19 protein-coding genes are annotated in these 21,579 nt (G+C 45.3%); 13 read left to right on the top strand and 6 right to left on the bottom strand.

Features of this window, described 5'->3' with window-relative positions:
- The first annotated feature begins 109 nt into the window (after positions 1 to 109).
- Positions 110 to 1,294 carry a 3-phosphoglycerate dehydrogenase family protein gene (locus tag HRI96_RS11345; protein ID WP_210117453.1) on the top strand — a complete coding sequence of 395 codons (1,185 nt, stop codon included), beginning with the start codon at positions 110 to 112 and terminating at the stop codon, positions 1,292 to 1,294.
- Positions 1,295 to 1,311: 17 nt separating this feature from the next.
- Here HRI96_RS11345 and HRI96_RS11340 read toward each other — a convergent pair whose 3' ends face one another.
- Complete coding sequence (locus tag HRI96_RS11340) at positions 1,312 to 2,010, bottom strand: rhomboid family intramembrane serine protease (protein WP_210117452.1); 699 nt, start codon at positions 2,008 to 2,010, stop codon at positions 1,312 to 1,314.
- 385 nt (positions 2,011 to 2,395) lie between these two features.
- Between HRI96_RS11340 and HRI96_RS11335 the strand changes: the two genes are divergently transcribed.
- Positions 2,396 to 2,665 (top strand): ACT domain-containing protein, encoded by a 270-nt coding sequence (locus tag HRI96_RS11335; protein WP_210117451.1) that lies wholly within the window; start codon positions 2,396 to 2,398, stop codon positions 2,663 to 2,665.
- Between the two features lie 18 nt (positions 2,666 to 2,683).
- On the opposite strand, the gene HRI96_RS11330 is transcribed toward HRI96_RS11335, so the two are convergent.
- The gene (locus HRI96_RS11330) at positions 2,684 to 3,955 is read right to left on the bottom strand and encodes a deoxyguanosinetriphosphate triphosphohydrolase family protein (RefSeq protein ID WP_210117450.1); all 1,272 of its coding nucleotides are present in this window, start codon (positions 3,953 to 3,955) and stop codon (positions 2,684 to 2,686) included.
- Positions 3,956 to 3,969: 14 nt separating this feature from the next.
- Complete coding sequence (locus tag HRI96_RS11325; RefSeq protein ID WP_210117449.1) at positions 3,970 to 4,491, bottom strand: nitroreductase family protein; 522 nt, start codon at positions 4,489 to 4,491, stop codon at positions 3,970 to 3,972.
- A 120-nt stretch (positions 4,492 to 4,611) separates the two neighbouring features.
- Here HRI96_RS11325 and HRI96_RS11320 point away from each other — a divergent pair, with 120 nt between their 5' ends.
- The 6 genes from HRI96_RS11320 to HRI96_RS11295 all read left to right on the top strand — a co-directional run bounded on the left by HRI96_RS11320 (position 4,612) and on the right by HRI96_RS11295 (position 9,728).
- Positions 4,612 to 4,971 carry a PilZ domain-containing protein gene (locus tag HRI96_RS11320; RefSeq protein WP_210117448.1) on the top strand — a complete coding sequence of 120 codons (360 nt, stop codon included), beginning with the start codon at positions 4,612 to 4,614 and terminating at the stop codon, positions 4,969 to 4,971.
- 5 nt (positions 4,972 to 4,976) lie between these two features.
- The gene (locus HRI96_RS11315; protein WP_210117447.1) at positions 4,977 to 5,963 is read left to right on the top strand and encodes an SAM-dependent methyltransferase; all 987 of its coding nucleotides are present in this window, start codon (positions 4,977 to 4,979) and stop codon (positions 5,961 to 5,963) included.
- An 86-nt stretch (positions 5,964 to 6,049) separates the two neighbouring features.
- A complete protein-coding gene (locus HRI96_RS11310; RefSeq protein WP_346267179.1) occupies positions 6,050 to 7,258 on the top strand; it encodes an ATP-binding protein in 1,209 nt (402 codons plus the stop codon).
- A gap of 242 nt (positions 7,259 to 7,500) precedes the next feature.
- Positions 7,501 to 8,109 carry a LemA family protein gene (locus HRI96_RS11305; RefSeq protein ID WP_210117446.1) on the top strand — a complete coding sequence of 203 codons (609 nt, stop codon included), beginning with the start codon at positions 7,501 to 7,503 and terminating at the stop codon, positions 8,107 to 8,109.
- Positions 8,110 to 8,145: 36 nt separating this feature from the next.
- A complete protein-coding gene (locus HRI96_RS11300) occupies positions 8,146 to 8,832 on the top strand; it encodes a TPM domain-containing protein (RefSeq protein WP_210117445.1) in 687 nt (228 codons plus the stop codon).
- 71 nt (positions 8,833 to 8,903) lie between these two features.
- On the top strand, positions 8,904 to 9,728 hold the full coding sequence (locus tag HRI96_RS11295; protein ID WP_210117444.1) for a TPM domain-containing protein: 825 nt from the start codon (positions 8,904 to 8,906) through the stop codon (positions 9,726 to 9,728).
- Between the two features lie 103 nt (positions 9,729 to 9,831).
- Here the strand turns inward: HRI96_RS11295 and add are convergent, their stop codons facing one another.
- Positions 9,832 to 10,833: an adenosine deaminase gene (gene add, locus HRI96_RS11290; protein WP_256729239.1), complete on the bottom strand. Its 1,002-nt coding sequence runs from the start codon at positions 10,831 to 10,833 to the stop codon at positions 9,832 to 9,834.
- 84 nt (positions 10,834 to 10,917) lie between these two features.
- Positions 10,918 to 12,720 (bottom strand): oligoendopeptidase F, encoded by a 1,803-nt coding sequence (gene pepF, locus HRI96_RS11285; protein WP_210117442.1) that lies wholly within the window; start codon positions 12,718 to 12,720, stop codon positions 10,918 to 10,920.
- 288 nt (positions 12,721 to 13,008) lie between these two features.
- Here pepF and HRI96_RS11280 point away from each other — a divergent pair, with 288 nt between their 5' ends.
- From HRI96_RS11280 to HRI96_RS11260, 5 genes are all read left to right on the top strand, one after another.
- The gene (locus tag HRI96_RS11280) at positions 13,009 to 14,319 is read left to right on the top strand and encodes an SH3 domain-containing protein (RefSeq protein ID WP_210117441.1); all 1,311 of its coding nucleotides are present in this window, start codon (positions 13,009 to 13,011) and stop codon (positions 14,317 to 14,319) included.
- The gene (locus tag HRI96_RS11275; RefSeq protein ID WP_210118704.1) at positions 14,319 to 16,367 is read left to right on the top strand and encodes an ABC-F family ATP-binding cassette domain-containing protein; all 2,049 of its coding nucleotides are present in this window, start codon (positions 14,319 to 14,321) and stop codon (positions 16,365 to 16,367) included. Before HRI96_RS11280 ends, HRI96_RS11275 begins: the two co-directional genes overlap by 1 nt.
- 357 nt (positions 16,368 to 16,724) lie before the next feature.
- Positions 16,725 to 17,696, top strand: a complete 972-nt coding sequence (gene galE / locus HRI96_RS11270) for a UDP-glucose 4-epimerase GalE (RefSeq protein ID WP_210117440.1) — start codon at positions 16,725 to 16,727, stop codon at positions 17,694 to 17,696.
- Between the two features lie 72 nt (positions 17,697 to 17,768).
- A complete protein-coding gene (locus HRI96_RS11265; protein WP_210117439.1) occupies positions 17,769 to 19,004 on the top strand; it encodes a M20 family metallo-hydrolase in 1,236 nt (411 codons plus the stop codon).
- A gap of 25 nt (positions 19,005 to 19,029) precedes the next feature.
- The gene (locus tag HRI96_RS11260) at positions 19,030 to 20,361 is read left to right on the top strand and encodes a COG3014 family protein (protein ID WP_210117438.1); all 1,332 of its coding nucleotides are present in this window, start codon (positions 19,030 to 19,032) and stop codon (positions 20,359 to 20,361) included.
- Positions 20,362 to 20,484: 123 nt separating this feature from the next.
- On the opposite strand, the gene HRI96_RS11255 is transcribed toward HRI96_RS11260, so the two are convergent.
- A complete protein-coding gene (locus tag HRI96_RS11255; RefSeq protein ID WP_210117437.1) occupies positions 20,485 to 21,552 on the bottom strand; it encodes an MraY family glycosyltransferase in 1,068 nt (355 codons plus the stop codon).
- Positions 21,553 to 21,579: the final 27 nt, after the last annotated feature.

Genomic DNA, 21,579 nt, shown 5'->3' with positions numbered 1-21,579 from the left:
TGTGCGCCGCTCGAAACTTCGCGCTTACGCGCTCGTTGCGGGGCACGCGCACGAAATAGGAGAAGTTTAATTTCGACCGCTGAAACATCGCGAATCAAGGAGAAGACAAATGTTTAAAATACAAACCTTAAATAAGATTTCGGCAAGAGGACTGGATAAATTCCCGCGGGACGACTATGAAATAGCTTCGTCCATCCAGGATCCGGACGCAATTCTGGTGCGTTCTCAGGATATGCACAACATGGAAATAAAAGAAACCGTAAAAGCGGTGGCCCGCGCCGGAGCCGGTACGAACAATATTCCCATAAAGGAGCTTACCGGCAAAGGGATCGTAGTGTTCAATACGCCCGGAGCGAACGCTAACGCCGTTAAAGAGCTTGTCATCCTGTCGCTGCTGCTTTCAAGCCGCCCCGTCTTTCAGGCGACAAAATGGATAAACGGCCTTGCCGGTAAGGGCGATGAAATTGAAGAGCTTACGGAAAAAGGAAAGTCTCAATTCATAGGCAATGAAATCATGGGTAAAAGGCTCGGCGTCATAGGACTCGGCGTCATAGGAGCGATGGTTGCAAATTCTGCCGTCGAGCTCGGCATGGAAGTAATAGGTTTCGATCCGTTCATGTCGGTTGATTCGGCATGGCGGCTGAATCAAAACGTAAAGCACGCAGAAACATTGGATACGCTTCTTTCAAAGGCGGATTACATCACTCTTCATGTTCCGCAGACGGACGACACGAAAGGTCTTATATGTGCGAACACGCTGAAGGCTATGAAAGACGGCGTAAAGATAATCAACATAGCGCGCGGCGGGCTGGTAAATAATGCGGATATGCTTGAAGCCCTCAAAAGCGGAAAAGTTTCGTGCTTTGTCACCGATTTTGCGTCTGAAGACATACTTAATAACGACAAGATAATATGCATGCCGCACCTCGGAGCGTCAACTCCCGAAGCGGAAGAAAACTGTGCATTGATGGCTGTAAAAGAACTCCGCGATTTTTTGGAAAACGGAAACATCACCAATTCGGTTAATTTTCCGAAATGCGTAAGTGAAAATCCGATACCCGGCGGAGGAACAAGGCTCTGCATCTCTCACATAAACGCGCCTGCGATGGTGGCAAAATTCACGACAATTCTAGGCGATGCAAATCTTAATATTGCAGGACTTATAAACCAAAACAAGGGGGAACTGGCTTACAATATCATTGACGTGGACGGAACGGTTCCTGAAGAAACGCTCAGAGCTCTTGCGACCATTGAAAACGTAACGAAGGTTCGCCCTATTTTTGCAAAAAAATAATCTGCTTTTGCGGATATTTATTGAGGAATGTCGTCAGCCGGAAAAATTTCTTCCGGCTGTTCTTTTTTGTCTTTTTTTGCGCTTCTTTTGCCGGCGGACGATTGTCTTGTCGGCGACGCAAGAAATCCGAACATGCTTCCGCATATTCCGCCGGCTATATGGGCAAAGGTTGCGATATCCGAATCCCGGCTCCTGTTAAACAGCTCCCTCCCTATATACAGCCCCAAGATCAGCAGGAACGAAAGAGGAATTTCGTGTCGCGACATAGTCGCAAAAGAAGCGAGCAATATCATCATAAACGCTATGCCGCTTGAACCCATCAATGGGGAAGGAATTAGGCAGGCGTTTATTATACCTGTGACAAAGGCGGTGACAAGAATCATGATAAAAAGAACCGCCGAGCCGTACCGCACTTCAAGGATCGGTCCCAAAAGGAGGATAAATCCGAAATTCGACAGCAGATGGTTCCAGTCGCTGTGCCCGAGTATGTGTGAAAAAAGCTTAAAATAATCAAGCCCGTTGTGCCAATCGAAGGCATAGACGGATCCCTGACATCCGGGAGAAACAAAAAGCGCAGTTATGAGCCTGTGGTTAAAAATCACTGAATCCGAAATCAGGACAAGCGACGACAACAGCGCAAAAGTAAGCGTCACGGGCGCATTGTATGTGATTTTAAATTTTATTTTAGCTTTTTTTTGCGAGCCTTTACCAGCCATAAACATTCCTTAAAATTGCACAGCGAGTAAATCTTCAGATTTAGGAGCTGTGCAAGTCGTGCGCATCTTGCGCACGTTGCATTGCGGCTTTTAAAATACCGTTTTCCGAAGATTTTGTCTATTTAAAAATTTGCGGGAAGCAAGGGCAACCGGGAAAAACTAAAAACAAAGAAAGCCATGATGTTTCGATTAGTTTTGGGTTTGGGGATCGAAGCAGCCGGCGGCGGTTATTATGAAAGCCGTATTTGTGACGATTGGTAAGTCGAAATTACAGCTTGAAATACATGACTTTGGATTATTCCCTGTCAAAACTTTGGAATTTTCCCCGTGTTGACTTTAGGATTTTCGTATGGAAAAAACATATGATTGCTGCTAGAATAAGAGCATGAATGCAATTATTACAGTTGTGGGTTCCGACAAGGTAGGAATCATAGCAAAAACGAGCGCCTTTTTGGCAAAACATTCAATAAATATTGCCGATATCACGCAGACCGTTTTGTCGGGAAATTTCGTTATGATGATGATGGTAAACCTTGATTCCGCCGACATTTCCATCGACGATCTACGCAAAGAGATGGATAAGATCAGTAAAGAAATGCAGGTTGAAATCAACGTCATGAACGAAAAAGTGTTTTCCGCAATGCACAGGGTTTGATCGATCTATCGATCGATTTTAAAAAGAAATTATTTCCTGATACACGGTCGTAGCATACTGGTCGGTCATTCCCGAAATGTATTCGATTATGCACTTTTTAAAAGATTCGTTGTCGTTTACAAAAAAAACAACCTTCGTATCGTATTTCAGAGTCCCGAAAATGCCGTCATGTCCCTGTTTTTTATAATCCGAATATTTTAAAAGCCATTCCTCAAAGGTTTTGCACAGATTGGGATAATTGCGCAGCGCAGAGGCGATCCTTCCGTTTTGTGCGTAAGGCTGCGTTCTTAAAAGAGTTCTGTAAAGCGTTTCAATAATGTTCGTAGCGTACTTTCCGAATTCTACCAGGCGCCAGTGTCTGTATATGTGCGCGATATTGAATTTTTTCAGCTCAAGAAGAAACGAAAAATATTCCGGCGAAAAGCACAGCCCTTTTTCGGGGGAGCTTTGTTCGCACAGATCGACGATCAAATCATTGATCAAAACGGTAGTGTTTACCGCCTTTCCGCTCCGCAAAGCCTTTTTTCCCTTATCGTTAAGACCGAGCGTAACAAGAACTATCTCCCGCAGGCGCCTGTAAGCCCCCATGTCAAGGATGTGGTAAGTTCTTGCGTCTTCAAGGTCGCGCCCAAGGTAGGCGATCTTGTCCGCAACTTTTACAATACAGCCTTCCCACGTATAAGGCTGTATAAGCCCGGGACGTTTCATAGAGTACAGATCTATAGCGGAAGTCCGCGGTTTTATTCCCTGCTGGTCGATTTCACCGCAATGACAGATAATTCCGTCCCTGACGGCATACGTGAGATCCAGGCGTCTTTCAATCCCGTCGGGGTCGGGCAAGGTTTCAATATAATCTGCAAAAAAAAGGCTGTTCCGTTCGTGCCAGAATTTTTTAAGACCGCCGGCTCCAGCGCGGGTTTCCAAGAGACCGTTAAGGCAATCTTCTCCGTGGTGGCCGAATGGCGCATGCCCCATGTCGTGAGCAAGCGCTATGGCTTCGACAAGTTCCGTGTTGAGTCCCAAATATTTTGCAATGGTGCAAGCTACCGACGCCACGTGCTGCACGTGTTCCATGCGGGTGCACACGTGATCGTTATGAGGCGAAAAAAACACCTGAGTCTTATGCTTTAAGCGTCTGTAAGCCTGACAATGCAGAATACGCGTATAATCGCGTTCAAAATCGCTTCGGATATCATTTCCGCGCGAATAAAGCCGGCTTTCGCGTAAAATGCATTGCTCCCAATTTCTGCTTTCGGGGCAGCAGCGGACTTTGTTGAATAAACCTTGCATTTTAGTCGTCGAAGTTACACAAATATAATGCGGCCGCTGCGGCGCGGTTTCGCTTCGTCCATAGCGCCTGAAGCATGTCCTACTATGCAGAACGCTATACCTTCATATTGTTCCGGAATTTTCCATCCCTGTTTGATCTTTTTGCCTTCAAGAGAGCGGAAAACCTCATACGCCCTGTTTATCCAGCACGTAGCAAGGCCTAAAGAATAAGAGGCCAGCATCAGATTTTGCATTACAAGAGAGCCGTCCTGAACGTAAAGAGGACACGTGCTGTCGCCTAAAACAGCTATTACGGCGGGAGCTCTGTAAAACGGATCGCCGTCGCGCCCGAGAACTTCCGCATTAAGGCAGGACAATTTGTCGCGGACGGCTTTATCGGTAACGCAGACCGTTACGGATGTCTGGTTGTTTTTTCCGCTGGGAGCGTAAAGTCCCGCGTTTAGAATGGCCTTTAACTCTTCCGATGTGGGCATTTCGCCTGTATAAGAGCGGCAGCTGCGCCGTGACAGCAGGGCGTCCATAACCTTGTTTTCCATAAAAACCTCCGTAGCTGATATTTTTTGTTCGTTAAAACAAATTTACATTGTATTCGCTTTATTGTCAAAATTATTACGGCTATTCTTGACGGCGATCGATAAAAAAGGCATACTTTATCCATGGCAAAGATCCAGAGGAGATTTGAACGCTTTAATACTTTTGCACGCGTCGAAGCTCCCGATATATGTCAAATTCACGGCGCTCTTGCGGACATAAGCAAGTCCGGCTGCAAAGTGCGTTTTCCACTTTCTTTAACGATAGATATGGATCTTGACTATACGCTTAAAATAAAATTTACGCAAATGGATAAATCGCTTTTGTTCGTACTTATATGCCATCCTCAATGGCTTAAAGAAGACGACGGTTCCACTTTGATAGGTTTTGAATTCCTTCGATCACCCGACACCGCCCGTTTTAACGATTATATTCAAAAGCTTGCGGATGACGAAATGGATTTAAAAAACGATTTTATAAGCTGAATTCTATGTCCTGCCGCACAGAAAAACTGTCAGGAGCAGCCTTATTAGCGTTCCACGGAACGGAAGGTCTTTTTTTGGAAGAATTAAGAGACCGGCTTGGAATAAAACGGCCGCCCGACGCCGCCTACGGCGATCTGCTTTACTTTTCCGATTGGCCTGCCGGCAGCCTTCCTTACTGGTGTAGAACTGCAATGACGGAGCCGTTTTTGCTGCATTTCGATTCCTGCAAAGAAGCGGCAAATTCTCTAAAAGAAATTCAAAGAAACTGGGCGCCGTACACGTACAGGCTGTTCAGACGCTCGAATTTCATTCAAGAAAGTCTTCCCTATATAAATTTAAAGCCTAAAAAGTTTCCTTTTTGCATACCTAAAAGCCCCATAGGCTTGTACACGCTCATAGACGAACATACTATCATAGCTTCCGCAAAAACGACGAGCTTTTTGCCGGCAGGAACGATAAACTTTGAAGAAAATCACAAAGATCCCCCGAGCCGCGCTTATTTAAAACTTCAGGAAGCGCTATGCGCGGCCGATTGTCTTTTAGGTACGGGGTTTCCTAAAGCGAAAGACCGCTGCCTTGACGCGGGCGCAAGTCCCGGCGGCTGGACGTGGGTGCTTGCGGAGCTCGGCTGCGACGTTCTTGCGGTAGACAGGGCGGAGCTTGCTCCCGGCCTTATGAAAGATCCGCTTGTAAAATTTATAAAACACGACGCCTTTACCCTAAAACCCGAAGAACTGGGAGCCTTCGATTGGGTGTTCAGCGACGTAATATGCTATCCGGAGCGTTTGTATAAATGGGTTCAAGGATGGGTAGAAAGCGGGCTTGCAAAAAACATGATCTGCACTATAAAGATGAAAATAAAAACGGAAACGCAGGATAAGATCGATTGGAATTTAATAAAGGAATTTGAAAATCTGCCTGAAAGCCGCATCGTGCATCTCAATTACAACAAACACGAACTTACATGGCTGCACCGTTCCGGTAAAACGTAAGAGTTAGGCCTGAGATTTTTATTATTCACGGCAAGGACATGATACGTCGACTCACCGAATAAAAGCCAGCTAAGACGCCGAAAAAAATCATTCCAACTCGCCGAAAAATATCTTTACAAAACGCCGAAAAATGCAATAATAAATATAGAACTCGTATTGTTGATACAATCTTACAAGATAAACTCGAAGCAAAAGGAGCTGTTCTCATAGAAGGCCCTAAATGGTGCGGCAAAACAACAACTGCTGTACAGAAATCTGCAAGTGTTTTGCGCATGGACAATCCTACAGAAAAAGAGCAGTATCTAAACCTTGCAAAATTAAATCCGCTGAGACTCTTAAAGGGGGAAGTTCCCCGCCTTATTGATGAATGGCAGCTGGCACCTTCTCTCTGGGATACAATAAGATATGAAGTAGATCGGCGCGCTAAAATGGGACAGTTCATCCTTACAGGTTCGGCGGTTCCTCCGGATACTAAAGAAATCACTCATTCCGGTACAGGCCGATTTTCATGGCTTTTGATGAGACCGATGTCGCTATTTGAATCAGGAGAATCATCGGGCGAAGTCAGCTTAAAAGAACTGTTTAACGGTAATCTTGATGTAGATGGAGAGAATCATAATAATATAGAGAAACTCGCTTTCTTAATCTGCCGTGGCGGATGGCCTGGAGCAATTGATTTGAATGAAAAACCGGCTTTACAGCAGGCATTTGATTATTATGACGGAGTTGTAAAATATGATATAAATCGGGCTGATGGAAGCACAAAAAATGAAGAGCGCGTAAAGCGGATAATGCGTTCGTTTGCACGTAATCAAGGCAGCCGGATTGCAACAACAGTAGTTGCAAATGACATTCTGGCAAACGATGTTTCCAGCGTAAATGAAGATACTGTTCACACCTATATAGAAGCCTTAAAAAAAATCTTTGTGATTGAAGATATGACGGCATGGAATCCTAATCTACGCTCAAAATCTACAATCCGAACATCTGATACTCGTTACTATGTTGACCCTTCAATTGCCGTTGCAAGTCTTGGAATCGGACCTGAAGATTTGCTGAATGATTTGAACACCTGCGGGCTTTTCTTTGAAACTCTTTGTGTCCGTGATTTGCGTGTATTTGCAGAAAGCCTTGACGGTTCAGTTTATCATTATCGCGATAACACAGGTTTGGAATGTGATGCAGTTATTCATCTGAGAAATAGTAAATATGGTTTAATTGAAATAAAGCTCGGTGGCGATAATCTGTATAGAAGAAGGTGCAGAAAATTTGAAAAAGCTAGGCTCCAAAATTGATACTTCCAAGATGAAAGAGCCTTCGTTCTTGATGGTTTTAACCGGAGTCGGCCGGTATGCGTACAAAAGAGAGGACGGAGTTCTGGTTGTTCCGATTGGTTGTTTGAAGAATTAGGGATTCGCCTAAAACTTTAACGAATCTATTGACTATAATCCGTATGATCCTTAATTTTTAAGAATAGGGGCATCTTGAAAAAATCCGCCTTCAGCGATTTTTATATGTTCCCACAGGAGAGTTTTCAATGAAAAAAGGGACAAAGCTGCTTCTTATCGTCTTGGCGGCGATAGCGATAATCGGCTTAAGTTTTTACAGATTTTGGACGGGCAATTACAACCGTATGGTAGAAATGGACGAGGCCGTGACAAGCCAATGGGCGCAGGTTCAAAACCAATATCAGCGGCGCATGGATCTTATTCCCAACCTTGTGGCGACGGTAAAAGCTTATGCCTCTCACGAAAGCGAAGTATATGAAAATGTTGCAAAAGCACGCGCTGCGGCGGGCGGAACCGTAAACATAGACAGTAACGTTTTGGACGACCCTGAAAGTTTTAAAAAATATCAGCAAATCCAAAACAATCTAAGTTCGAGTTTGCAGCGGCTTTTGATGATAACTGAAAACTATCCGGCCCTTAAAGCCGACTCCAATTTTTTGGCGCTTCAGGATCAGCTGGAAGGAACCGAAAATCGTATTTCAACGGAGCGAAAGCGTTTTAACGATGCCGCCCAGCAATACAATACGTTCATCCGGCAATTTCCGCGCGTTATCATAGCGAATATGTCGGGCTTTAGGGCAAAACAGTATTTTACGGCATCGGACGCGGCGCAGACGGCTCCGCAGGTTAGTTTTTAATCCGTTTTTTCAGGCAAATCGGATAAAATGAAATCTATGAAAACCGGCAAAATGTTAAAGGATCTCGGATTGAACGAAAGAGCTTTTGCAGTTATAAAAAGCTCCGTTCAAAAGATCGAAAGCGCAACGAGCGGTGAAATAGCTTTGGCTCTGACGGCGGAAAGTTCTTCCTATGCGTTTTGGGAACTTTTTGCAGCCGTAATAGCTTCGGCGGTATTTTTTGCGCTCCTTTTACCCTTTGCAAAAAATATCATGCAGTTTTCCGCACGGTTTTTTTGGGTAGTTCCCGCATGGTACATGCCCTTTGTATACGGATGCGGAATTTTATCGGCGATCATCGCGGTTTTTTTTCTTGCAAATATCAGAGCGATCGACCGCCTGATAGTGCCCAAAAGCGTCTTTAGGCAAAGCGTATACGAAAGAGCCTTGCGCTATTTTTCCGAAAGCGGCGTATACAAGACAAGCGACAGATCGGGAGTGCTTATCTTTGCCTCTTACCTTGAAAAACACGTCTTTATTTTGGCCGACACGGGAATTGCGCAAAAAATAGAACAGGCGGTATGGGATAAAATAGCGGCAAAACTCGCTTCGGATTTGGGAAAGGGATCGGGCGAAAAGGCCTTTCTCTGCGCTCTGGAAGAATGCGGCGTTCTTTTGGCAAAGCACTTTCCTAAAAAAAATGAAGACCGCTCCGAATTGCCGGACGGATTAGCGGTTTTGTGACTTGCCCGCCAACGTTGTGCCGGCGGAATGCGGCCGCACACAGAGCGAACATTAAATCTCGCGAGGTTAAGATGAACTACAGGCAAAAACTGAATATGATAATTTTAACTTTATTCATATTTACAAGCGTACACGCAAAAGAAAATTCTATACCTAAGATGGAAGGAGCCGTAACAGATACCGCAAATATATTGACCGCAACGGCAAAGGAAAAGATGTCATCTTACCTCAACAATGTAAACGAAAAAACGGGAATACAAGTCGCTCTTTTAACCGTCAAATCCCTAAACGGAGAAGAAATAGAATCTTTCAGCATGCGCGTGGCGGAAAACTGGAAACTCGGACAAAAAGGAAAGGACAACGGCGTTCTCATGTTGCTTGCGTTGAACGAACACAAGGTGCGCATAGAAGTTGGCTACGGGCTTGAAGGAGTTCTTACGGACGCATACTGCGGTCTTATAATAAGGCAGGTTATGATTCCGTACTTTAGACAGGATGCGTACGCAAAAGGACTCGAACAAGGGCTTAGCGCCGTAGTACTAAAAGCGGCGGGGCAAGACATTCAGGAAAACGAGGATTCTCTTAATCCCCTTATAACCGGGACAGAAGAAAAAGACGGCCTTCCGCTGCCGGTTTTCGCTTTTTTGGTAATATACTTTTTAATATTCATAATGGGAATAGCTTCCAAATTCAAGCCGCGTTCAAATCCGCAAGGAACATTTGGTTCATCTGCCTCGAGAACTGGATACGGGGGATTAGGCAGAAGCGTTTTTTTAGGAGGTCTCGGAGGGTTCGACGGTTCAACAGGATTTGGCGGCTCGAGACATAGTTCGGGAGGCGGTTTTAGCGGCGGCGGCGGAAGTTTCGGCGGAGGAGGAGCCAGCGGCAGCTGGTAACAGGCGTTTTACAGTTTATAAGTATTTTACAGGGCGACTGCAGGCCGGAAAAAGCGTTGCTGTGCGCCCGACGGCACACGCTTATTCGGCAGCGATTATCTGTTTATTCGGCGGATGCTTTTTTCCACGCGGCTTTTACGTTTTTAATGTATGATTTTTTTTCGGCATCAGATAGGAAGGTTGAATTAAAACCGTTTATGACGAGCTGTTTGATTTCATCCATAGTAAAATTCAGTTTGCTGTAAAGATTCCAGTATTCGTCTATAAGGCCGACTTTAAAAAACACCGGATCGTCCGTATTCACGGTTACAAGAACATTTTTATCGTAAAGCTGCCTTATAGGATGATCTTCAATCTTTTTAACCACTTTTTTTGTAAACACATTGCTTGTGGGGCAAATTTCAAGCGGAAGCTGCGTGTCTTTTAAATAATCTACAAGCTTGGGATCCTCTACGGACGTAATTCCGTGCCCTATTCTTTCGGCATGCAAAAGATTTATTGAATCCCACACGGATTCCGGCCCTACGTCTTCTCCTGCGTGAGCCACAGCGTGAAAACCGTCCTTGTGCGCCTGTGTAAAAACAGGCTCGAACTCGCGCGCAGGTCCTTTTTGTTCGGCTCCGCCGAGCCCTATGCCTAAGATATGTTCGCAGGGAAATTGCTTTAAAAGAGCGTAATTCCGCATTGCGTTTTCACAGCCGAACGTTCTCGACACGTCGAGAAGAAGCTTTATCGTTATGTTTTTTTTCCGCTTTATCTTTACTATATTTTTGGTAAAGACGTCGATCATGTCCTTGTAGTTAAAACCTTTTTTTATAAAGGCTGAAGGAGCAAAGAAGGCTTCGCAATAAACGATATTATCTTCAGACAAGTATTCGGCAAAATCTTCAAAAACCAAATTGAAATCGTCGACGGACAAAAACAGATCCTGAACTTTTAAAAAGGCCTGAATAAAACCGTTAAGATCCGTATATGAAAAAAAAGAGTCCCGTTCGGCATCCGTTATTTTTTTTCCAAATCGTTTTTCATAAAGTTTTTCTATGGAATGAAGTTTGGCTACGGCTTCAATGTGAAGATGAATTTCCGCCTTCGGTATTTTTTTCATAAAAGAATAAAATAATTCTTTTTCCAACGAATGCCCCCGTGAGTTTATACAGACTTGTATATCTATAGCATCGGTATAACGGTACTAAATCTTGAGCATATTTTCAAGCTGCGCAATTAATTGCGTAAACACGTCAAGCGCAGCTTGCACCGGAGCGGCACTCGACATATCCACCCCTGCGACTTTTAGAGTTTCTATCGGATAATAAGTTCCGCCCGCCTTTAAAAATTTGAAATAATCGTCTTTTTCTTTTTGACCGCCGTTCAACACCCTGTCCGCAAGAGCAAGCGCAGCCGATATTCCCGTAGCGTATTTATACACATAAAATGCGGAATAAAAATGCGGTATTCTAAGCCCTTCCATGTCGCTGTTGGGCTCAAAACACATTTCAGGACCGAAATACTGTTCCAATAGGGCTCGGTAAGTTTTTCTAAGAACTTTTGCAGAAAGCGGTGTTCCGTTTTCCACAAGTTCGTGCGTTTTAAGCTCGTACTCGGCAAACATAGTCTGCCGGTAAAGAGTGGCCGTAATGTCGCACGCCCTCATAGCCGAAAGGTAGGTTTTCATTTCGTCGCCTTTTGCGTTTTTAAAAAGATACCTGAACACGAGCTCTTCGTTAAACGTAGACGCAACTTCCGCTTCAAAGATCGTATAATTATATTGCATAAAAGGGTTGTTGTGCGCGGAATACCAAGAATGCATCGAGTGTCCGCCTTCATGCGCCAGTGTAAAGACGTCGCGTATGACAGTATCCTTATAATTCATAAGAATGTAAGGATAACCCGTGTAAGCTCCCGATGAAAACGCGCCGCTTCTTTTTCCCTTGTTTTCATAGCGGTCTACCCAGCCGTTTTTAAGCCCGCCGCAGAGAATATCGGTGTACTCGCCGCCCAAAACGGAAAGAGCATTTTTACAAATATCGACGGCCTCGTCATATGAAATTTTAACGTCCACCGTTTTTACAAGAGGAGCGTATACATCATAGTGGCGAAGTTCGTCAAGTTTAAGAACTTTTTTGCGAAGCGCGTAAAACCTGTGCAGCGCGGGAAGGTTTTTATGAACGGTTTCTATGAGATTGTGATAGACGCTCGTCGGAACCTTATCCTTGTACAAGGCCTTTTCCAAGCTCGATTTGTAACCGCGAGCGCGCATTTCAAATACGTCCTGATTGACGGATCCCGCATACAATTCGGCCAAGGTATGCTGATGCTGCTCAAATACGCCGTAAAACTTTTTGTAGGCATTTTCGCGGACTGATCTGTCGTTGCTGTCCATAAACCGGCTCCAGGTTCCCTGTGTAAGAGGTTCTTTTTTGCCGTTTATTTCAATGTCGCCGAAAGAAAGATCCACGTTGCTAAGCACGCTGAAGGTCTTTTGAGGAGCCTCCGCCGCTTCCGATTGCAGCGCCATGATGCGCTCTTCTTTTTCGGAAAGGACATAGGGCTTTAGATACAAAAGTTTTTCAAGGTAAACCCTATAATCTGCAAATTCGGGAAGAGCCGTCCAAGCGCGGATTTTTTCATCCGGTATTGAAAGAATTTCCGCATCAAAAAAACTGAGTTTTGCGGAAGCTTTTGAATACGCCATGGAATAGCGCCCTACGCGGTCGGTTGCCGCACTGTCGCTCTCGTCGGCCGTGTGCTGAAGCCCCGCATAATTTCCGACGAGTTCTGCGTTTTTCCAAAGCTCTTCGCTTAACTTTAGAGCGGAAAGGAGATTTCCGCTTGAAAGCGAAAGTTTTCCTTTAAATTTTGAAAGCTTTTCGGCCGCAGAAACTATCTGCGAAAGAGCCTTTTCCCAATCTTCGTCCGTTTTAAATAAGGTTGTCAGATCCCATTTATCGCTATCCGGAACATCTTTTCTTTCCGGTATACTGTTATTCGCCATGATAATAATTATAACAAATGAAAAAAATTAGTCCATAGCCGATAAAAATACGGCTTTCGCAGTTTCAGGGCTTTCGGATCCATTACGACAGATACGGCACTCCGCCATTCAGGAACCGTCGTCGCGCGTTTTCAGGGCAAAAGCATTTGTCTAAGGTTCCGCGTGAATCAAGAACCAAAAGAAGCGCCGCCGAGCGTCTCCTGTGCAGGCATACGATGAGGCGCCAATGTTGCGAGTTTTTACAAGCCGCCATATGACTTTTTTCGCCGTATTTGCTATCATAGAAGCATGAAATTCCGTATCTATCGTTTATCTGTCATCGCTTTTTTAGCCGCAATGTTTTTTTTAAGTTCATGTTCAAATATCACCGGCTATTCCGTGCTCTTATGGGGAATCCCTGAACACCGCCTTCAAGACGGCGACATAGTCCCCGTCTATATAAAATCGAATATCTCACAAGTTTACGTCATAGGTTTACCGGGCGGCAGTAAAAAAGCTGAAGTGGCTCTGTGGAAAATCACAGAACCCCAGTCAAAAAGAAAGGCGTCGAAAACTGCGCAAAAATACGCGGAATTCAAACATCAATACGCGCATGTAAAACTTGACGGGCTCCCGATCAGAAACGAACCGGTGAATACCGCAAAGCAAGTGTACAGGCTGCGGAAAAACGAAACCGTAAAACTTCTGTATAAAGGCAAGGGACAGACCGTAATGGTCGGGAATGTTCCGCTTGAAGGCGATTGGCTTCGCGTTCTCACCCAGGACGGAACTTCCGGCTGGTGTTTTTCTTACAACCTTCAACAGTATGAAACCGACGCTTTCGGGAACATAACAGGCGGGCAAATTCAAGAAATACAGGAAGAAGATACCGTGCTTAAAGATATGCTCTCAAAACGCTGGTATCCGGATTACTACACGGCGATGATCCGTTCGCAAAACATCGACATAGAAAAAATGAATTCGTCTTACGGCTTCGATACGGGCGCAGGTTCCGGAACGGTAACGCTTAATATGCCGGGCATTTCTGAAAGCTGGCAGTATAACGGCGTAACAAAAACGCCCGAAGACGTCTATCAATACAATGATATTCCCATAGAGATAACCGTTCGGAACGAAAATTTCATAGTAGTGCGCTACACCGATGAAAGCGGAAAACCGCAGGACTTTAACATGGTAACGGTGGAAGAAAACATCGACGAGCTTGTTTCCGCAGAGATAAAGCGCAGAAGCGACGAGATAGAAAGGCTATGCGCGAACGGCGGACGCTTCAGAAGTTCGAATTACGGACATCTTACCTTCAACGAAGGCGGAAGCTTTACTTGGCGGGGATACAATCTTTTGGTTCCGTCTTTGATAGTCCGCAATGCGGGAAATGAGGGCATCGTGTCCGTCAAATATTTTATTTCCAATCCACTTAAAGCCTCCTACGATGGAATTCTTACGTTCAAATTTGACAGGATGAATAAAGAGCTCAATTTTTTATATAAACTTGAAGAAAACGGAATACGGCTTACGGATGCCGGAGGGGCGGTTTTTAAAGGCCTCTCCGTACAAAATCCGGGAGCAAGTCCTCTCGTGCTTTTCTTTGCGGGGCAATGATGGCCTTTGTTCAGTTTTCTCAAGTTTCACTGGCTTTCGGCGGCCGCGACATATTAAAAAACGTTTCGATAAACCTGCAGACAGGTTCGAAGGCGGCCTTAACTGGGGCGAACGGGGCTGGCAAATCGACTCTCATAAAGGTAATGGCAGGGCTCACAGCTCCGGACAGCGGCAAACGCTCGCTGCAAAAGGACACAAGGATCGTCTATCTTCCGCAGTCCGGGCTTACACATCACGGCTGTACGCTAATGGAAGAAGCCGACAAAGCCTTTGACTTCGGATACAAGATACAAAAAGAAATTGAAAGCATAGGCGAAAGTCTTGCCCAAGACGGCAAAAACACAAGGAGCCTCCTTGAGAGGCATGAGTTTTTGATGAACGAACTTGAAACGTCCGGCTGGCACATGAGAAGTGCGACGGCGGAGTCCGTATTGTTGGGACTGGGCTTTGCAAAAGAGGATTTGCATAAAAAAACCGAAGAATTTTCCGGCGGATGGCAGATGCGCATAGCGCTCGCCAAGGTTCTGATGCAAAATCCCGATATTCTTCTTTTGGACGAACCTACGAACTATCTGGATCTTGAAGCCCGCAGCTGGCTTGAGCGGTTTTTGCAAAATTACAAAGGCGGATTCCTTTTAGTAAGTCACGACCGTTATTTTTTGGATGTTACCATCAATGAAGTTTACGAGCTTTTCGGGGGAAATTTAAAACGCTATCCCGGAAATTTTTCTCACTATGAAAAAGTTCGTGAAGTAGAACTTCAAACCCTTATTGCCCAATACGAGCAACAGCAGGAAGAGATTCAACATCTTGAAGATTACATACGACGTTTCGGCGCAAAGGCTACGAAGGCTTCTCAGGCGCAAGACAGACAAAAGCGGCTGGACAAAATAATACGCATAGAAATTCCCGAATCGCTTAAAAAAATACATTTTACGTTTCCTAAAGCGCCCCATGCCGGAAAAATAGTGCTCAGGATGAACGGAATCTGCAAAACTTATGACGGAAAGGTTAATGTGCTTAACGATCTTGATCTGGTTCTGGAAAACGGGGAGCGGCTTGTTGTAGCAGGTTACAACGGCGCCGGAAAAACGACGCTGCTGCGTATCATTTCAGGAGAGGACAAAGATTTTAAAGGTGAAATAATACCGGGAGCCGGAGTAAAAATAGGGTATTTTTCTCAGGACATCGCGGAGACGATCAAAGGCGGCGAGTCCGTAATGGATTTTATGGAAAAAGAATCGCCGCTTGAGCTTATTCCCAAACTGCGCGGCATGCTCGGAGCATTTTTATTCCGTGGGGACGACGTGTTTAAAAGCCTTGACGTGCTTTCCGGGGGCGAAAAAAGCCGGCTTGCCCTGCTCCGCCTTCTTTTGCATCCGGTAAACCTGCTTGTGCTCGACGAGCCGACAAACCACTTGGATATGCATTCAAAAGACGTTCTTTTACAAGCTTTAAAAGACTTCGGCGGAACGGTAGTATTCGTAAGCCACGACAGAGGCTTTATAGAAGGCCTTGCCACCCGTGTGCTTGAGCTCAAGCCCGGACGCTCAAGAAATTTTCCCGGCGATTATCATTATTATCTTGAACGGCTGGAAGCGGAAAACCGTGAGGCGGCGACTGACGCATCCAATGCGTCGGCGTCAAGAGCCGCAAAAGGCGCGTCGGCTGCAACAGGGGCACAGGGCACGAAGACTCCGACTGCATCAAGCACGGTAAAATCCGGCGGTTCCGGCCTAAAGGGATCCGACCCCAAAGCCCCGTCCGCCGAAAAGGCAAGACAAATTCCGGCTTCTTATGAAGAGCAAAAAGCTCTCCGCGCTCAAAAGCGCAAAAAAGAAAACGAAGTCAACAATATTGAAAACTTGATTCTTCAAAATGAAGATAAAAAAAAGCAGCTTGAAAATAAGATGGCCAAGCCTGAAATTTACAGCAACGGCGAAAAATGCAAGTCGATTCAAATTAAAATAAATGAAATCAACAGTTTGCTTGACGGCCTGAATTCTCAGTGGGAAAAGGCAATGGAGGATTTGGAAAAATATCGATAAACGCGGAATCCGCTCAATCCGGTTTACGGCGCCCTTGCGGTTCTTACTGAATCGCTTGCTGCAAAGCGCCTGATTGATCGGCTTTTAATTGAGCGGCGGCACAAAAAGATATATAATTCCAAAAGGAGACATGATAAAAAGCACCGTCTGAAATATCGCCGTCGCTTTTTATCTCGAGTTTGCATGGTTGTTTGCGTAAAGCATGTATACATATCGTTTTGAAAAAAATTAATATGATACATTACATTTTCGCAAACTCGATTATTTATTGCGCTTTCTCAACTGATGTTTGCGAAAGCGCGGAAAAAACTTTTTCGGAAGTTGAAACTTCCTGTAAAAGTTTTTATGGGAGAAAAAATGAAAGTATTGGTTATAGGCGGTGCGGGATATATAGGCAGCCATGTCGTAAAAGAGCTCATGAAAAACGGACACAAGATTTGCGTCTTTGACAATCTTTCGACAGGGCTTATCCGAAATCTTTTTCCGGAAAACGATTTTATAGCCGGCGACATAATGGTCGAAGAACACGTAAACTCCGCGTTTTCGCAGGGTTTCGATGCGTTCATTCATCTGGCGGCTTATAAGGCCGCAGGGGAATCTATGATAGTTCCGGAAAAGTATTCGTCCCACAACATAAGCGGAACTATCAATATTCTTAACGGCGCTCTGGCTCACAACTGCGCGAACATGGTGTTTTCGTCGTCCGCGGCGGTATTCGGAGAACCGAAATATTTGCCGATCGATGAAAAACATCCTACGGAACCTGAAAACTATTACGGATACACGAAACTCGCCATAGAACAGATATTGGGATGGTATGCAAGATTAAAAGGGCTCAACTTTGCGGCGTTGAGATACTTTAACGCCGCAGGCTACGACCCCGACGGCGTCTTATGCGGTCTTGAACAGAATCCCGCCAATCTGCTGCCGGTAATAATGGAAGTTGCCTGCGATATGCGCAAAGAACTGAAAATTTTCGGCAACGACTATGAAACCCGCGACGGCACCTGCATAAGGGATTACGTTCACGTGACGGATCTTGCGGCCGCTCATGTAAAAGCGCTCGATTACATCGTTAAGAAAAATGAAAGTATAACCGTGGGGCTGGGCAGCGAAAAAGGAATAACCGTGCTTGAAATGCTCGAAGCCTCCCGCAGGATTACGGGCAAACCGATTCCCGCAGAGTATGCGCCGCGGCGAAAAGGCGATCCGGCTGCCCTTGTGGCTTCTTCTTCGTTTGCCCGCGAAAAACTCGGCTGGAAAGCTTTGTATTCCGACATAGAAACCCTTGTAAGCTCAACGTGGAAAGCTTACCTAAAAAATGCTTAAAAGGTATCCGGAGCTGCCGAAAATCTTAAAATTTAGGACAGGCCTTGATACTTAAAATATACGGAGGAAAATATGACAAATTCTAATGAAGAGCTTAAAAAGCTGAATGATTTTATAAAAAATTCCCGCAAAGACATGATCGCCCTGGAAACGCTTCTTACATCCGTTCCCGCATTGGCGCCGGAAAACGGAGGCGTAGGCGAATTCGATAAGGCGGAGGCCCTGATCAAGTGGCTTTCGGACAAGGGACTAAAAAATATTGAACGCTACGACGCTCCGGACAAAAGAGCGAAAAACGGCATACGCCCGAACATTGTGCTTACGATTCCCGGAAAAAGCGACGAATATTCTCTTTGGATAATGTCTCACTTGGACGTAGTTCCTCCCGGGGAAATTTCTTTATGGAATTCCGACCCGTGGAAGGTGATCGAAAAAGACGGAAAACTGATCGGCCGCGGCGTAGAAGACAATCAGCAGGGACTGGTCTCATCGGTTTTTGCGGCTCTGGCGTTTTTCAAAACCGGCATAACTCCTTCTCACACCGTAAAGCTGCTTTTTATAGCGGACGAAGAAGTGGGATCGAAATACGGAATTAAATATCTCCTTAAAGAACATAATCTGTTTAAAAAACAGGATCTCATACTTATCCCCGACGGAGGAGATCCCAAGGGCGAAACGATCGAGATCGCCGAAAAAAATATCCTTTGGATGCGCTTCCACACCATCGGAAAACAGTCGCACGGTTCCATGCCTAACAAGGGCAAAAACGCCTGTGTTGCGGCGGCGGATCTGATGCTCCGCATAAACAATCTTGAAAAGCGCTTCGATAAAAAAGACGATCTTTTTGATCCGCCGTATTCGACATTTCAGCCTACGATGCGCCTTGCAAACGTTTCGGGCGTAAACATAATCCCCGGAGACGATGTAAGCTGCGCGGATTGCCGCATACTGCCCTGCTATAAGATAAAAGACGTTTTAAAAGAAGTTGAGGCCATTTATACCGACGTAGAAAAAAAATACGGCGTAAAAATCGAGCTTGAACTCCTCCAGGCGGAAGAATCTCCGGCCACTCCGGCGGACGCCCCGATTGTAAAAAAACTTTCAAAAACGCTCAAAGAAGTACACGGAATTAAGGCGAGAACCATAGGGATCGGAGGGGGAACCGTAGGCGGCGATCTCAGAAAGGCGGGATACAACGCCGCTGTGTGGAGCACATTGGACGAAGTGTGTCATCAGCCAAACGAATACAGCGTCATCGCCAATACGGAAGCGGACGCATATACAATGGCGGCTTTGATGCTCGACTGAAACCGGACGGCATAAGGAATTGCACATGAAAAAAACCGGGCACCTTCCTATATCGCTTCTCGTTTTATTTTCAGGTTTCGTTCTTTTTTCATGTGCCACAACGGCGGATTACGATTTTTCAAGCATAGACGCTTCGTTAAAAAACGCGGACTATGAGGCCGTCTATTCCGATCTTGAAGCCGATTCTAAAAGGCTTTATTCAAAAAACGACATTGTTTTGGAAAATCTCGACAAGGGCATCGTCTCTCATTATGCAGGGAATTCAAAGCGGTCCAACGAGGAATTATCCTTAGCGGAAAGAAAAATAGACGAATTTTACGCAAAGAGTATTTCCCAAGCCGTAGCGTCTTTTCTTGTCAACGACACTGTAAAAGATTACGCTGGCAGCACTTATGAAAACATATACACGAATATTTTTATGTCGCTGAATTATCTTAAAATGAACAAATTCGACGACGCTTTCGTGGAAATCCGGCGCTTTAACAATAAATTGCAGGAGATAATATCGCAAAATCAAGTGGCCATTGCAAAAGCAAAACAGTCTCTGGCCGAAAACAACGGCGAACTTCCCGATTCCGATATAAAATTTCATAATTCGGCTTTTGCGCGTTACATCAGCATGCTCATATACCGTGCCGACGGAGATTCCGATAACGCGGGAGTCGATCTTAAATTGCTGAAAGAAGCCTTCGCTCTTCAACCCGACTTGTACGATTTTTCGCTTCCGTCTTCCGTCAATTCGGAGCTGGACGTTCCGCCTAAAATGGCGCGCCTTAATGTGATAAGCTTTTCAGGGCTCGCTCCCGTTAAGACGGAAAACAATTTCAGGCTGTTTTTAGGGGACACGTACTATAAACTGTCTCTGCCTGAAATGCAAAGGAGAGCGTCCGGCGTCGCGGGTGCAAAAATTTTTGTGGAGTCGAAAACGGCAGCCCAAAGGACTGAGGGAAGCCTTGAAAAAATCGAAAGCATTGAAAATATTGCGCTGGATACGTATAAACAAGAATATGCAATGCTTTTTGCAAGATCGCTTTTGCGCTCGATTTCAAAAGCGACGATGACGGGTGTGTTGAAAAACCAATCGGAAAAATACGACAGCGCAGTCGGATTTGCGCTAAGCCTGCTTTCGTTCGCTTCTTCCGTTTCAACGGAAGTTACGGAACGCGCCGACGTCCGCACGGGAAGGTTTTTTCCCGCGAGCGTTTATGTTGCAGGTCTTACTCTGGAACCCGGAATATATGACATAAAAATAGTCTATTATAACGGTAACGGAAATCCCGTTTCGGAGCACGACATATCCGGCTATCAGGTAAGTGCGGAAAAACTCAATCTAATAGAATCTTTTTGCTTAAAATAAACAAGAGATTGCGGCCGGCTGATGATGCGCCGCTTGCCCATAATGCGGCCGGGGACACTGCCGCCTGCACAGCCGCGCAAACCGGCAAAATGCCTCGATCTGTGTTTTTCAGCTTATTGCTTTTCAGCGGACTTTTAAGAAGACGCCTATGAGCGCAACTGTAATCAAAAGCTGCATGATCATAAATTTTACTAAAACCTGCGTAGGAGACCATCCTCTGTTTTTCCGCATGTGATCGTGCAGCGGAAACCGTATGCTGTTCAGCACGTGTATGTGACAAAAACGTATGAGAGCCACTTTTACGAGCCCCATGCCGCCGTTCACAAAGATCATTGAAGACGTCGCTAAAATTAAAAAGGGGTTACCCGTAACCATGACGCACACGCCTATATAAAATCCCAGCGCACGGCTTCCCGCGTCGCCCATCAACACCTTACTGGGATAAGCGTTGTGCCACAGATATCCCATTAAAACTCCCGACAGACAAAATGTCATCACGGCCCAGTTGGCGCCCGCAGCCAGGTGAGGAACCAGAAGATATGTAGCTATTACCTTGTGTCCCAACACAAAATAAAAAACACAGCTAAGCGTTATCAGTGCGATGAGGACTAGCGTCGAAGAAAGGCCGTCGACTCCGTCGGTGCAGTTAGTAGTGTTTATGGAAACCCACAGCATGAGGGTTGTTATCGCTATGTACAGCGCTCCGGGAATACGCACGGGATTTGTTATAAAAGGAAGCCAAAAATGAATTCCATCGGCGCTGCTTTCTGCGGTAAAAAAATATAAAACAAAGGCGGCTGAAAGACTTATGATCAGGTCAAGAAGCCCCTTTTTGTATTCTCCCCAGCTTTTTATGCTGGCGTCGTCAAAAAAGCCTGTAAGCATGGTTACAAAAGTAAGAGCCAATATGCAAAGCTGGAGCTTTGTTACGGGAGCCGTAATAAGCGTCAAAATGATAAAAAACGTTATAAAAACGCTGCCCGCTCCGGTAGGTTTCCCCTTGGAAGCTTCCGCCGTCAGCGTAAATTCCCGGCCGCGGTCAGCCGGTAAAATTCCGTAAAATTTAGGTAAAAAAAACTTTATGGATAAAAACCCCGCATACAAGGCGATAGCGATAAGAACCGTGTACGATTGTAAAAGCCTTGCGGGGCCGAAATATTGCTGTAAAAAAGAGCCTATGTGATAGAGCATAATTCCTCGGTAATATCAGTTTCCGGT

Source organism: Treponema parvum, from assembly GCF_017893945.1.
Classification (GTDB): Bacteria; Spirochaetota; Spirochaetia; order Treponematales; family Treponemataceae; genus Treponema_D; species Treponema_D parvum_A.
This window is presented reverse-complemented; position numbering and strand designations above follow the sequence as displayed.

Excerpts from the sequence above, each read along its gene's own strand:
- HRI96_RS11300 (WP_210117445.1), top strand. The coding sequence starts at position 8,146 with ATGAAAACCGGCAAAATGTTAAAGGATCTCGGATTGAACGAAAGAGCT.
- HRI96_RS11260 (WP_210117438.1), top strand. The coding sequence starts at position 19,030 with ATGAAAAAAACCGGGCACCTTCCTATATCGCTTCTCGTTTTATTTTCA.
- galE (WP_210117440.1), top strand. The coding sequence starts at position 16,725 with ATGAAAGTATTGGTTATAGGCGGTGCGGGATATATAGGCAGCCATGTC.
- HRI96_RS11340 (WP_210117452.1), bottom strand. The coding sequence starts at position 2,010 with ATGGCTGGTAAAGGCTCGCAAAAAAAAGCTAAAATAAAATTTAAAATC.
- HRI96_RS11330 (WP_210117450.1), bottom strand. The coding sequence starts at position 3,955 with ATGCAAGGTTTATTCAACAAAGTCCGCTGCTGCCCCGAAAGCAGAAAT.
- HRI96_RS11305 (WP_210117446.1), top strand. The coding sequence starts at position 7,501 with ATGAAAAAAGGGACAAAGCTGCTTCTTATCGTCTTGGCGGCGATAGCG.
- HRI96_RS11255 (WP_210117437.1), bottom strand. The coding sequence starts at position 21,552 with ATGCTCTATCACATAGGCTCTTTTTTACAGCAATATTTCGGCCCCGCA.
- HRI96_RS11320 (WP_210117448.1), top strand. The coding sequence starts at position 4,612 with ATGGCAAAGATCCAGAGGAGATTTGAACGCTTTAATACTTTTGCACGC.
- HRI96_RS11315 (WP_210117447.1), top strand. The coding sequence starts at position 4,977 with ATGTCCTGCCGCACAGAAAAACTGTCAGGAGCAGCCTTATTAGCGTTC.
- HRI96_RS11295 (WP_210117444.1), top strand. The coding sequence starts at position 8,904 with ATGAACTACAGGCAAAAACTGAATATGATAATTTTAACTTTATTCATA.
- HRI96_RS11275 (WP_210118704.1), top strand. The coding sequence starts at position 14,319 with ATGGCCTTTGTTCAGTTTTCTCAAGTTTCACTGGCTTTCGGCGGCCGC.
- HRI96_RS11280 (WP_210117441.1), top strand. The coding sequence starts at position 13,009 with ATGAAATTCCGTATCTATCGTTTATCTGTCATCGCTTTTTTAGCCGCA.
- HRI96_RS11335 (WP_210117451.1), top strand. The coding sequence starts at position 2,396 with ATGAATGCAATTATTACAGTTGTGGGTTCCGACAAGGTAGGAATCATA.
- add (WP_256729239.1), bottom strand. The coding sequence starts at position 10,833 with ATGAAAAAAATACCGAAGGCGGAAATTCATCTTCACATTGAAGCCGTA.
- HRI96_RS11345 (WP_210117453.1), top strand. The coding sequence starts at position 110 with ATGTTTAAAATACAAACCTTAAATAAGATTTCGGCAAGAGGACTGGAT.
- HRI96_RS11265 (WP_210117439.1), top strand. The coding sequence starts at position 17,769 with ATGACAAATTCTAATGAAGAGCTTAAAAAGCTGAATGATTTTATAAAA.
- pepF (WP_210117442.1), bottom strand. The coding sequence starts at position 12,720 with ATGGCGAATAACAGTATACCGGAAAGAAAAGATGTTCCGGATAGCGAT.
- HRI96_RS11325 (WP_210117449.1), bottom strand. The coding sequence starts at position 4,491 with ATGGAAAACAAGGTTATGGACGCCCTGCTGTCACGGCGCAGCTGCCGC.